Annotated in this window: 8 protein-coding genes, 2 tRNA genes and 1 other RNA gene; 8 read left to right on the top strand and 3 right to left on the bottom strand. The window is 72.8% G+C overall.

Features of this window, described 5'->3' with window-relative positions; all coding sequences use genetic code 11:
* The first annotated feature begins 125 nt into the window (after positions 1–125).
* Positions 126–1325, top strand: a complete 1200-nt coding sequence (locus tag OG709_RS19105) for a cytochrome P450 (protein WP_266641691.1) — start codon at positions 126–128, stop codon at positions 1323–1325.
* A gap of 139 nt (positions 1326–1464) precedes the next feature.
* Here the strand turns inward: OG709_RS19105 and OG709_RS19110 are convergent, their stop codons facing one another.
* Positions 1465–2727, bottom strand: coding sequence for a metallophosphoesterase (locus OG709_RS19110; RefSeq protein ID WP_443068580.1), 1263 nt, complete (start codon positions 2725–2727; stop codon positions 1465–1467).
* Between the two features lie 333 nt (positions 2728–3060).
* On the opposite strand from OG709_RS19110, the gene OG709_RS19115 reads away from it, so the two are divergent.
* Positions 3061–3654 carry a snapalysin family zinc-dependent metalloprotease gene (locus tag OG709_RS19115; protein ID WP_266641689.1) on the top strand — a complete coding sequence of 198 codons (594 nt, stop codon included), beginning with the start codon at positions 3061–3063 and terminating at the stop codon, positions 3652–3654.
* A 114-nt stretch (positions 3655–3768) separates the two neighbouring features.
* Here the strand turns inward: OG709_RS19115 and OG709_RS19120 are convergent.
* Positions 3769–3853: transfer RNA gene (locus OG709_RS19120), tRNA-Ser, on the bottom strand.
* A 73-nt stretch (positions 3854–3926) separates the two neighbouring features.
* Here OG709_RS19120 and ffs point away from each other — a divergent pair.
* From ffs to OG709_RS19150, 6 genes are all read left to right on the top strand, one after another.
* An RNA gene (gene ffs / locus OG709_RS19125) (signal recognition particle sRNA small type) lies at positions 3927–4023 on the top strand.
* Between the two features lie 70 nt (positions 4024–4093).
* Positions 4094–6343: a DNA polymerase III subunit gamma and tau gene (locus OG709_RS19130; RefSeq protein WP_329167105.1), complete on the top strand. Its 2250-nt coding sequence runs from the start codon at positions 4094–4096 to the stop codon at positions 6341–6343.
* Positions 6344–6415: 72 nt separating this feature from the next.
* The gene (purD, locus tag OG709_RS19135; protein WP_329167107.1) at positions 6416–7666 is read left to right on the top strand and encodes a phosphoribosylamine--glycine ligase; all 1251 of its coding nucleotides are present in this window, start codon (positions 6416–6418) and stop codon (positions 7664–7666) included.
* 202 nt (positions 7667–7868) lie between these two features.
* The gene (locus OG709_RS19140) at positions 7869–9551 is read left to right on the top strand and encodes a hypothetical protein (protein WP_250306313.1); all 1683 of its coding nucleotides are present in this window, start codon (positions 7869–7871) and stop codon (positions 9549–9551) included.
* Between the two features lie 290 nt (positions 9552–9841).
* Positions 9842–11302 carry a N,N-dimethylformamidase beta subunit family domain-containing protein gene (locus OG709_RS19145; RefSeq protein WP_250306312.1) on the top strand — a complete coding sequence of 487 codons (1461 nt, stop codon included), beginning with the start codon at positions 9842–9844 and terminating at the stop codon, positions 11300–11302.
* Between the two features lie 158 nt (positions 11303–11460).
* Entirely contained in the window at positions 11461–12360 is a 900-nt protein-coding gene (locus OG709_RS19150; RefSeq protein WP_329167112.1) for a phosphoribosylaminoimidazolesuccinocarboxamide synthase, read from the top strand.
* Between the two features lie 67 nt (positions 12361–12427).
* Here OG709_RS19150 and OG709_RS19155 read toward each other — a convergent pair.
* A tRNA-Gly gene (locus OG709_RS19155) sits at positions 12428–12500 on the bottom strand.
* Positions 12501–12517: the final 17 nt, after the last annotated feature.

Consider the following 12517-nt stretch of genomic DNA (forward strand, 5'->3'; position numbering starts at 1 on the left):
ATCAGGTAGCCCAGGGCCTGAATGCGGCGGGCGTACGCGATGGCGCGTACGTCCGGCAGCTCCGTCCAGGAGGCGGCTCCGCAGGCGTCGTTGACTCTTGCGGGTGCCGCCCGCACCCTCCCGGCATGACCACATCTCAGCAGGCCCCGTTCGCCCCGTGCGCCGGCGAGAGTTGGCGTTCGCCGTGGGAGATGTACGCGACGCTGCGCGACGCACACCCCCTCCACCACGTCACCGACGGCGACTACTGGGTCCTCTCCCGCTACGCGGACGTACTCGCCGCCGCCCGCGACACCGAGCGTTACTCCTCCGCCGACGGCCTGACCATCACCTACGGCGAGCGCGAACGCCTGGGCATCACCGACGCCGCCCCGATGGTGATGCTGGACCCGCCCGAGCACACCGCCTTCCGCCGGCTGATCACCCGCGGCTACACCCCGCGCCGGGTCGCCGCCATCGAGCCGCACGTCCGTGCTTTCGTCCGGGCCCGTCTGGACCGCATCGCCGATCTCGGCGGCAACTGCGACATCATCGCCGAACTCTTCAAACCGCTGCCCAGCTATGTCGTCGGGCGCTATCTCGGCGTCCCCGAACAGGACCGCGCCCACTTCGACGGCTGGACCCACGCCATCGTCGAGGCCAACGCGCTGGGCGATCCGCTCGCCGCCGCCGAAGCCGTCACCAGCCTCTTCGGCTACTTCACCGAGCTGATCGAACGCCGCCGCTCCGAACCCGCCGACGACACCGTCTCCGACCTGGTAGGCCTGATGCCGCCCGAGGACGCCGGAACCCTGCTGCGCATCCTCGGCTTCGCCTTCACGATGGTCGCCGGGGGCAACGACACCACCACCGGCCTGCTCGGCGGCGCCGCCGAACTCCTCACCGCCCACCCCGCCCCACGCCGGGCCCTCCTGGACGCCCCCGCCCTGCTCCCCTCCGCCATCGAGGAATTCCTCCGGCTGACCTCCCCCGTCCAGTGCCTGACCCGCACCGTCACCGAAGACACCACCCTCCACGGCCGAACCGTCCCGGCCGGCCGGAAGGTTCTCCTCCTCTACGGCGCCGCCAACCGCGACCCACGCGCCTTCGGCCCCACCGCCCACCACCCGGACCTCACCCGCGAGGGCCCCCAGCACCTCGCCTTCACCCACGGCCCGCACCACTGCCTGGGCGCCTCCGCGGCCCGTCTGGTGTCCCGAACGGCCCTGGAGGAACTCCTGGCCCGCTTCCCGGACTTCGAGGTCGACGCAGCGGCGGGCACCTTCGCCGACGGCAACTACGTCCGGCGGTACGCGTCCCTGCCGTTCGCCGCGGCCGGGACCTGAGCGGTTCGTACGGACCAACGGGTGGCGCTGCCCGGCGCCGGGCCGGCAGCCGGGTCACGTCGCCGTGACCTGGTCCGCGCCCGGCTGCTGTCGACATCCCTTGCCCGCCCGTGGAGTTCGTGCCGTCCGCGCCCCTGTCTCAGGTGCGCTGCGACGTGCCCGGCTCACCGCCCGGCTCACCGCCCGGTTCACCGCCCCGCCGCAGGGTGAGCAGCGTGATCTCGCTCGGTGCGAAGACCCGGAAGGGCGGCCCCCAGAATCCGGCGCCCCGGCTGGTGTAGAGCTGCGTGCGCTCACCGTGCCGGCTCAGGCCGTGCACCACCGGCTGATCGATCCGGACGAGGAAGTTGAACGGCCAGATCTGGCCGCCGTGGGTGTGACCGGAGACCTGCAGGTCGATGCCGGCCGCAGCGGCCTGTCCGACGTACTTGGGCTGGTGGGCGACGAGCAGGACCGGCCGTTCCGGGTCTGCCCCCGCCAGCGCGCCGAGCAGGTTCGCACGGTGCCCGGCCAGGCCGGAGGACTCCGCGGTCACGTCGTCCACACCGGCCAGGACGAGGAGGTCACCGCCGCGCTCCACCACGACATGGCGGTTGTGCAGCGGTTCCCAGCCCAGTTCCGCCATGCGGTCCAGCCAGCCCTGCGCCTCCCCGAAGTACTCGTGGTTCCCCGTGACATAGACCTTCGCCAGCCGGGACCGGATCGTCCCGAGCGGCGCGGACTGGTCCCGGCGCTGGGCGGGGGTGCCGTCGGCGATGTCGCCCGCGTGGACCACGACGTCCGCGTCGAGCGCGTTGACAGCCTCGGCAACCCGCGTCGACCAGCGAGCCCGGTCGATCGGCCCGAAGTGGGTGTCGGCCAGCACCACGACACGGGTTCCGTCCAGACCGCCGCCGAGCCGGGGGACGTGGACGTCCAGCCGCTTCACCCGGGGCACGCGCATGGCCTCGTGGTGTCCCCACGCCAGCAGCCCGGCAGAGACCACGGTGACGGCCACGGCAATGCCCCTGGCCCGCCCGGCGCCGCCGACGCCGAGCCCGATCAGCACCAGGTGCACCAGGTCGCCCAGCACCGACCAGGTGAACAGCACCCAGACCACCCCGAGGGTGCTGTCCGCGATGCGGGCCGCCCGGTCGGCCCGCCGCCGCCCGTGGCCCGCGGCCATGAGGAAGGGGAACGAGACCAGCCCGGAGGCGAAGACGACCGTACCGGCGAGGAAGACCGGGAACGGCCAGTCGACGCCCGACGCGAACAGCGTCCACCAGGGCAGGAAGAACAGCAGCGTGAGAACGAGGAGGACCACGGTCCCGCCCAGCCGTCGACGCAGGGATCGCCGGGGACCCGGGCTGCCTTCCTCGGACCGGGGCCCGTCCCCGGGCGCCGTCCCGTCCCCGGGCCGCACCACGGCGTCCGCGCCGCTCTCCGGCCCCGCACCGGACGACCGGAGGTCCGCCTCCGCCCGGATGGATTCGCTGTCTGTCACTGCGCCGCCCCTCACGTCCGCCCGCACCCGTCAGTACCCATCGTCCGTCACACGGCGCTCCACGGAACCGCCCGCACCCTGGTGCGGCGCATTCCGCAGGGCTGCCGTGACTTCCATGACGCAGCGGAAAGGATCACCGTCGAGGTTGATCGTCCCAACTCCCTTATCCAAACGCGTACTTGTGGTGCTCGCTGCTGGCGTGGTGCCCTGGTGGCTCGCAGGCAACCGACGTCAGGGAGGGGAACGAGTCTCATGATCAAGCGAGCAGCAGCCGTGGCGGCACTGATCCCGGCCGTGCTGGGCGTGACATCCGGTGCCGCTTCGGCGCACCCGGCGCCGAAGGCGACCGCAGCGGTGGTCACTCTGACCTACGACGCCAGTCGGGCAGGACAGTGGGCGGGCGCGATCACGCAAGGCGCGCAGAACTGGAACGCGGCGGCACACAACGTGCACCTGCAGCCGGCGAGTTCGCCCAGCTCGGCCAACTTCGTCTACGTGGCGACCAGCGGCTGGCCCCAGACGACGCTCGGGCCGATCGTCCCGGGCGGCAGCAGAGGCCAGGTGCAACTGGGCCAGGAGGCGGTCGACGAGGGCTACGACATGACCCGGATCGCGGCGCACGAAACCGGGCACATCCTCGGGCTGCCGGACGACTACAGCGGGCCGTGCGCGGAGCTGATGTCCGGCCACGGCCCCGGCACGTCGTGCACCAACGCCGAGCCGAGCGCGGCCGAGGCGGCGCAGGTCGACCGGAACTACGCGGCGGGCGCCGCGGCGGTGAGCCCGAAGCGGCAGCAGATCGTGATCGACGCCTGGCCCGCACCGGTCCACGCCGGCGCGCACTGACAGGCGGCCGGAACCAGGCAGGACGGCTGCGCAGGGCCCGCCGGGACACACACGCAGAAGGCCCCCACCACGACGGGCGGGGGCCTTCTGCGTACTGCCCGATGAGGGCAACTGCGGAGGATACGAGATTCGAACTCGTGAGGGGTTGCCCCCAACACGCTTTCCAAGCGTGCGCCCTAGGCCACTAGGCGAATCCTCCGCGGCAAACAATACAAGACGTTGGGGAGTGCTAGCGAACTCGATTCCGACCCGGTGGATCAGCTAGGGTGGGCGTCAGCCCCTCACGTGGCGCTATCTGACTGAACTCCCCCAGGGCCGGAAGGCAGCAAGGGTAGGTCGGCTCTGGCGGGTGCGTGGGGGGCCCTTTGCGTTCCGGGGCGGTTTCGGGGGCGTGGGTTCGGGGCGGGGGTTGTCAGTGGGTCCCGATAACCTCGTACATGTGTCGTCCCTTGCGCTGTACCGCCGCTACCGTCCCGAGTCGTTCGCCGAGGTCATCGGGCAGGAGCACGTCACTGCCCCGTTGCAGCAGGCCCTGCGGAACAACCGGGTCAACCACGCGTACCTGTTCAGCGGGCCGCGGGGCTGCGGCAAGACGACCAGTGCGCGCATCCTGGCCCGCTGTCTGAACTGCGAGCAGGGGCCCACGCCCACGCCGTGCGGGGAGTGCCAGTCGTGCCAGGACCTGGCGCGGAACGGGCCGGGTTCGATCGACGTCATCGAGATCGACGCGGCTTCGCACGGTGGCGTGGACGACGCCCGTGACCTGCGCGAGAAGGCGTTCTTCGGGCCCGCGGGCAGCCGGTACAAGATCTACATCATCGACGAGGCGCACATGGTCACGTCGGCCGGTTTCAACGCGTTGCTGAAGGTGGTCGAGGAGCCGCCGGAGCACCTCAAGTTCATCTTCGCGACCACCGAGCCCGAGAAGGTCATCGGGACGATCCGGTCGCGTACGCACCACTACCCCTTCCGGCTGGTGCCGCCCGGCACGCTGCGCGACTACCTCGGCGAGGTGTGCGGGCAGGAGGGGGCCCAGGTCGCCGACGGTGTGCTGCCGCTGGTGGTGCGCGCCGGGGCGGGGTCCGTGCGTGACTCCATGTCCGTGATGGACCAGTTGCTGGCCGGTGCGGGCGAGGAAGGTGTGACGTACGCCATGGCGACGTCCCTCCTCGGCTACACGGACGGGACGCTGCTCGACGCCGTGATCGACGCTTTCGCGTCCTCGGACGGGGCGGCTGCCTTCGAGCTGGTCGACCAAGTCATCGAGCGGGGCAACGATCCCCGCAGGTTCGTGGCCGATCTGCTGGAGCGACTGCGCGATCTGGTGATCCTGGCCGCTGTGCCCGACGCGGGGGAGAAGGGGCTGATCGACGCCCCGGCCGATGTCGTGGCGCGGATGCAGGCGCAGGCCTCGGTGTTCGGCGCCGCGGAGCTGAGCCGGGCCGCCGACCTGGTCAACACCGGGCTGACCGAGATGCGCGGGGCGACTTCGCCGCGGCTCCAGCTGGAGTTGATCTGCGCGCGGGTGCTGCTGCCCGCCGCGTTCGACGACGAGCGGTCCATGCAGGCCCGGTTGGACCGGCTGGAGCGCGGTGGCACCTTCGTGTCCGGCGGGCAGGGGCCCACGATGGGATACGTGCCGGGACCCGAGGCACATCCCGCGACGCCGGTGGCGCCGGGCGGTGGGCCCGCGGCTGCGCGTGCCGCGGCGCGCGGGGATGCCGGTGGTGGTGCGGGTGTTGGCCCTGGGATGCCTGGTGCGTCCGGTGCGTCCGGTGGGCCTGGCACGTCCGGTGCGCCTGTGGCGCCTCCCGTGGCTGCCGCGCCCGCCCCTCAGACCGCGCCCGCTCCCCAGGACGCCCCCGCACCTCAGCAGGTCCCACCCGCGCAGCCCGCCGCCGCCCCCGCCGCCCGGCAGCCCGGAGCCTGGCCGGGAGCCGCCGCTCCCGCCGGTCGGCCCGACCGGCCCGCCGAGTCCCCGCGTCCCGCCGGAAGCTGGCCGTCCGCCGCCGCGCCCGGACAGGGACAGCCCGCACCCGCGGCGCCTCCGGCCGCTTCCGCTCCGGGAGCCCCGCCCGCCGCCCCCGCGCCCGGTACGGCGCAGGGCGCCGCCCAGGTGCGGAACATGTGGCCCGACATCCTCGAAGCCGTCAAGAACCGCCGGCGCTTCACCTGGATCCTGCTCAGCCAGAACGCCCAGGTCGCCGGGTTCGACGGCACCACCCTCCAGCTCGGCTTCCCGAACCCGGGCGCCCGGGACAACTTCGCGTCCAGCGGCAGCGAGGACGTACTGAAGCAGGTGCTCGCCGACCAGTTCCATGTGCAGTGGCGGGTCGACGCGATCGTCGATCCCTCGGGCGGTACGCAGCCGCCCGGTGGCAGCAATCACCCCGGCCCCGGCGGTTCCAGCCCCGCCCCGCAGCGCCCGGCACCCCAGGACCGGGCCCCGGCCGCGCCCGCACCCGGTCCCGCACCGCAGCAGCCCGCTCCGGAGCCGCAGCAGCACCAGAGGCCCCAGGCGTTCAGAGAGCCCCCGCCCCCGCCCGCGGACCAGCCGCCGTCCGTCTCACTGGAGGACGACACCCCCGAGGACGACGATCCCGACCTCGTCGACTCGGCGCTCTCCGGCCACGACCTGATCGTGCGGGAGCTCGGAGCGACGGTGGTGGAGGAATATACGAACGAGTAGGGGCACGGTCTTCGGCGGCCCGTACAAGGCCCGCGCCGGGCCGGACCCGGTGCGCGGGCTAGGCTGCGTACCGTGAAGGTCCTTGTCATCGGCGGCGGCGCCCGCGAACACGCCCTGTGCCGCTCTCTTTCCCTCGACTCCGAAGTCACCTCCCTGCACTGTGCCCCCGGTAACGCGGGCATCGCGGAGGTGGCCGAGCTGCACCCGGTCGACCCGCTGGACGGCGCCGACGTCGCCCGGCTGGCGACCGAGCTGGAGGCCGGGCTCGTGGTCGTCGGACCCGAGGCTCCCCTGGTCGCCGGGGTCGCCGACGCGGTGCGCGGAGCGGGCATCCCCTGCTTCGGGCCGACCCGGGAAGCGGCGCAGCTGGAAGGGTCCAAGGCCTTCGCCAAGGATGTGATGGCGGCGGCGAACGTACCCACCGCGCGCGCCTACGTGTGCACCACCCCCGCCGAGATCGACGCGGCGCTGGACGCCTTCGGCGCTCCGTACGTGGTCAAGGACGACGGCCTCGCCGCGGGCAAGGGCGTCGTCGTGACCTCCGACGTCCAGGCCGCCCGCGCCCATGCGCTGGCCTGCGAGAGCGTCGTCATCGAGGAGTTCCTGGACGGCCCCGAGGTCTCCCTGTTCGCGATCACCGACGGTACGACCGTCCTTCCGCTCCAGCCCGCGCAGGACTTCAAGCGGGCGCTGGACGGCGACGAGGGTCCGAATACCGGTGGCATGGGCGCGTACTCCCCGCTCCCCTGGGCCGGCCCCGAGCTGGTCGAGGAGGTCATGGCGTCCGTCCTCCAGCCGACCGTCGACGAGCTGCGCCGCCGGGGCACCCCGTTCGCGGGCCTGCTGTACGCGGGCCTCGCGATCACCTCGCGCGGGGTACGGGTCATCGAGTTCAACGCCCGCTTCGGCGACCCCGAGACCCAGGTGGTGCTGGCCCGGCTGAAGACCCCGCTGGCCGGCGTCCTGCTGAACGCGGCCAACGGCACGCTCGACAGCGAGCCCCCGCTGAACTGGCGCGACGACGCGGCCGTCACGGTGGTCATCGCCTCGCACAACTACCCGGACACCCCGCGCACCGGCGACCGGATCGAGGGCCTCGACGAGGTGGCGGCGCAGGATGCGCCCGATGCGTACGTCCTGCACGCCGGGACCCGGCAGGACGGCGACGCCGTCGTGAGCGCCGGGGGCCGGGTGCTGTCGGTGACCGCGACCGGTGCGGACCTGGCCGTGGCCCGTGAGCGTGCCTACACGGCGCTGGGCCGGGTACGGCTCGACGGGGCGCAGCATCGTACGGACATCGCGGCGAAGGCCGCAGGCATCTGACGGATCTACGTCAGCACCTTTACCCAAAGCCATTCCATCGAGTGACGGCTGGCCCATCCGGATGACGCTCGCCGGAGCCCCAACTAGTCTGCGGCGCAAGCATTCCGGCACTTGGCCCACCGGCATTGCGATGTCAGTGACGGGTGCCACAGTGGGGGAGTGAGCAAAGCCGCCGCGGGGGCAGAGGGGGTGACGTCCGGCCGTGTCCGACACCGGTACGAGTGAGAAGCGGGGTGCGCAGGGCGCCCGTGCCCATGCACTGGCTGTTCTGGGTATTCGGGGCAGGGCGCTGGCCGTAGCGCTGCTGCCCGTCGCGGTCGCGGTCGTGCTGCTGGCCGGCGGGGCCACCGGCCACCTCAGCGGCGGCAGTTGGGACACGGCGCGCTGGGCGGTGTCGTGCTTCGCGGCCGTGGTGCTGCTGCTCGCCGCCGTGGTGGCCGCGGTGATCGTGCGGGCCGGGCCCGCTGTCAGCCCGACGGTGGCGCTCACCGAGGCGTCGGCGCCCGACCTGCACCGGATGGTGCGGGACCTGGCGGACCGGCTCGATGTGCCGGTGCCCTCGGCGATAGCGCTCACACCGGACTGCGACAGCTGGCTGGAGGACCGTTCGCACCCGGCCGCCCGGTCCATATCCGGCGGGCGGCTGCCCACCGTGCGCGGGCTGCGGGCCCGCCGGGTGGCGGCAGCGCCCGTGCTCGTCATCGGCTCGCCCTTCCTGTGGTGGATGCGGGTCGCCGAGCTGCGCGCCCTGCTCGCGCCGGTCGTCGCGGGTACGGGCCCCTCCGCGCACCCCGACATCGCGGCCTCCCGCCGGTTCGTCCGGGGGCTCGACGCGGCGGTCGCCGTCGCCTCGCGGCCCGGACTCGGCCCGGTGCGGCGTTTCGCGTACTCCTTCGTCGGCCGGACCGCCGGGCTGATGCTGCGCAGTTGTCGTGGCCATGCTGCCGAGATGGAGCGGGGTGTCGCCGCCGCCGCCTCCGACCGCGCACAGACTGTGGACTACGGGCTGCGCATCGTCGCCCAGGAGCAGGTGGGACTGGCCTACGCGGGCTGGGACCGGCTGCTGACCCGGGTCGCGCTGCCCGCCTGGCGGATGGGCCGCTGGCCGTCCCGGCTCGACGCGGGAGTGGTCTCCGCGCTCACCGAGCTGTCCCGCCGGGACCGTCTCGCCGAAGGCTTCACCTCGCGCCTCGGCGAGCGGCCCGCCTGCGACCTCCTGGAGGAGCCGGGCGCGGTCGACGAGGCCACCTCGCTGCTCGCCGCCCGTCTCTTCCACGGCGGCCCCGCGGAGAACGGCCCGGACTGGTCGCCGGTGGACTGGCAGGAGTACCCGGAAGAGGTCGTCGACCGTAAGTGGCGCACGGAGGCGGCCAGGCTGCACCGGGTCCTCGACCGCCTCGGCGTCAACCGCGCCGCCGCCCCGGGCGCCGCCGACACCCCGGACGACCGGGGCGGGCCGACACTCGCACGGGTGATGAATCATCTGGCCGCCGACGGCACGGACGTACTGGCCACCGCCGTCACCGCCGAGGTGGCCCGCGAGGAGGCCGCCGCGCCGCCGTCGGTCCCCGGCGGCACGCTGGAGGGCGAGCATCTCTGGGACACCGGGGCGATCCCGCTCTTCCCGCTCCAGCCGCCCCGTACCGGACGTGACCTGCTGGCCGACCACGTCATCGCGATGATCTGCTGCGCGGCCGTCGACACGGCGGGCGCCGCCCCCGGCCTGGACTGGCTGGACGGGCCCGTGCTGCTGGTCGACGACGAACGCAGGTCGGACCTGGGCGGCCATGTGGTGAGCCTGGTGGAGGACGGGGACGCCGAGCCGTTGCGCGGGTGGCTGAGGACGGTGGGCGTCCGCCTGGAGAAGCCGGTACGGCTGGTGTGAGACCGCCGGGGGGAACCTTGGGCCGCGCCCCCGTCAGGGACCCGGGCCCGCCCCCGCCGGAGAACCCGGCCCGTGCCCGACGGAGACCCCGGGCCGTGCCCGACGGAGCAACCGCCGGGTCGCGCTCACCGCTGCCCCTGGGACCGGTTCCGCCCCGCCGCGTCAATGCGCGAATTCGTAAATTCGCGACGAACAGTAACGGAGTGACTCCCTTATGTGATGTGCTGGGCCGGTCGCTGACTGTCGGTGCATCTCTGTTGTGCCCGGGCGGCCGAGGGAAGGGGAGCCGCATGGGGGCGGAGCAGATCCGGCGCTGGGAATCGGGGGCCCTCGCCCACGCCGTCTCGGATCCGTTCGGCCAGGGCCCGCTGCCCTGGCTCCGCGGCAGTGAGAACTACTTCGACGACACCGGCCATGTCGTCCCCTGGTACGCCGACCCGGACGCCGCACACCAGCACTCCGGTGGCCCCCGCACCGCCGACGACGTGAAGCGGCAGATCAAGGGCTTCGCCTCCACGGGCGCCGCCGCGCCCGGCGAGGCCATCGACTTCCACGTCACCGTCGACCCGCCCCAGCAGTTCTCCGTCGACATCTACCGCATCGGCCACTACGGCGGCGACGGCGCCGCGAAGATCACCACCAGCCCCCGCCTCTCCGGCATCGTCCAGCCGGCCCCGCTCACCGCCGACCGCACGGTCTCCTGCCACCACTGGTGGCTCTCCTGGCGCCTCCAGATCCCGTCGTACTGGTCGATCGGGGCGTACGTCGCCGTGCTCACCACCGCCGACGGCTACCGCTCGCACATCCCGTTCACGGTCCGCGACAGCCACCCGGCCGATCTGCTCCTCCTGCTGCCGGACGTGACCTGGCAGGCGTACAACCTCTACCCGGAGGACGGCCACACCGGCGCCAGCCTGTACCACGCCTGGGACAGCGGGGGCCGGCTGCTCGGCGAGGAGGATGCCGCCACCACGGTCTCCTTCGACCGGCCGTACGCGGGCGCCGGCCTGCCCCTGCACGTGGGCCACGCCTACGACTTCATCCGCTGGGCCGAACGGTACGGCTACGACCTCGCCTACGCCGACGCCCGCGACCTGCACGCGGGCCGTATCGACCCGACCCGCTACCGCGGCCTGGTCTTCCCCGGCCACGACGAGTACTGGTCGGTGCCCATGCGGCGCACCACGGAACTCGCCCGTGAGCAAGGCACCTCCCTCGTCTTCCTCTCCGCCAACACCATGTACTGGCAGGTGGAGCTCGCCCCTTCGCCCTCCGGCGTCGCCGACCGCCTGCTCACCTGCCGGAAGCGCCGCGGCCCCGGCAAGTCCGCGCTCTGGCGGGAGATCGACCGGCCCGAACAGCAGCTCCTCGGCATCCAGTACGCGGGACGCGTCCCCGAGTCGAGCCCCCTGATCGTGCGCAACGCCGCACACTGGCTCTGGGACGCGACCGGCGCGGCCGAGGGGGACGAACTCCCCGGGCTGGTCGCGGGCGAGGCCGACCGCTACTTCCCGCGTACCGCGCTCCCGAAGCACGAAGGCCGGATGCTGCTCGCCCACTCGCCGTACCGGGACAGCGAAGGGGCCGTGCGCCACCAGGAGACGTCCCTCTACCGCGCCCCCTCGGGCTCGTTCGTCTTCGCCTCGGGCACCTTCGCCTGGTCCCCCGCGCTGGACCGCCCCGGCCATGTGGACCCCCGTGTCCAGCGCGCGACGGCCAACCTCCTGGACCGGATCTGCAAGCGCGAATGACCGGCGCCGCGCCCACCGTCCGCCATGCCGCGCCCACCGTCCGACCCGGGCCCGCAGGGGCTCCGACCTCGGGTGCGACCCTGGGGAGGTCCGTACGCAGGGCATACGGGAGAATCAACCCCGACCCCAGAGCATGGACATAACCACGGGGAGGAACCGTGTCCGGATTCGTAGAAAAGCCCGAGCCGCTTCAGGTACCGGGCCTGGTACACCTGCACACCGGCAAGGTGCGCGATCTGTACCAGAACGAGGCGGGCGACCTCGTGATGGTCGCCAGCGACCGCATGTCCGCGTTCGACTGGGTGCTGCCCACCGAGATCCCCGACAAGGGCCGGGTCCTCACCCAGCTGTCGCTCTGGTGGTTCGACCAGCTCGCGGACCTCGTACCGCACCACGTCATCTCCACCGACCTCCCGGCCGGCGCCCCCGCCGACTGGGCCGGCCGCACCCTGATCTGCAAGTCGCTGCGGATGGTCCCGGTCGAGTGCGTCGCACGCGGCTACCTCACCGGCTCCGGCCTGGTGGAGTACAACGAGCACCGCACCGTCTGCGGTCTCGCGCTCCCCGAGGGCCTGAGCGACGGCTCGGAACTGCCCGCGCCGATCTTCACGCCCGCGACCAAGGCGGCCGTCGGCGAACACGACGAGAACGTGAGTTACGAGGAGGTCGCCCGCCAGGTCGGTGCCGAGACCGCCTTCGAGCTGCGCCGGACGACCCTCGACGTGTACGGCCGGGCCCGCGACATCGCGCGCGAGCGGGGCATCATCCTCGCCGACACGAAGTTCGAGTTCGGCTACGACGGCGACCGACTCGTCATCGCCGACGAGGTGTTGACCCCGGACTCGTCCCGCTTCTGGCCGATCGCGGGCTGGCAGCCGGGCCGTGCGCAGCCCTCGTACGACAAGCAGTACGTCCGCGACTGGCTGACCTCGGAGGTCTCCGGCTGGGACCGCAAGAGCGAGCAGCCGCCGCCCGCGCTCCCGCAGGAGATCGTGGACGCGACCCGCGCCAAGTACCTGGAGGCGTACGAGCTGCTGACCGGGACGCCCTGGTCGTAGCGGTACGCGGTCCGCACGCAGCACGGAAAAAGGCCCCGGTCGCGAGGACCGGGGCCTTTCTTCACCGAGCGGACGACCAGGTTCGAACTGGCGACCTCAACCTTGGCAAGGTTGCGCTCTACCAACTGAGCTACGTCCGCATGCGCCGTAGCGCGGA

Origin of the sequence: Streptomyces sp. NBC_01267 (genome assembly GCF_036241575.1) — a bacterium.
Taxonomy (GTDB): Bacteria; Actinomycetota; Actinomycetes; order Streptomycetales; family Streptomycetaceae; genus Streptomyces.

Bases quoted from the DNA above. Each gene is read 5' to 3' on its own strand.
- OG709_RS19145 (WP_250306312.1), top strand. From the start codon at position 9,842: ATGGGGGCGGAGCAGATCCGGCGCTGGGAATCGGGGGCCCTCGCCCAC.
- OG709_RS19105 (WP_266641691.1), top strand. From the start codon at position 126: ATGACCACATCTCAGCAGGCCCCGTTCGCCCCGTGCGCCGGCGAGAGT.
- OG709_RS19115 (WP_266641689.1), top strand. From the start codon at position 3,061: ATGATCAAGCGAGCAGCAGCCGTGGCGGCACTGATCCCGGCCGTGCTG.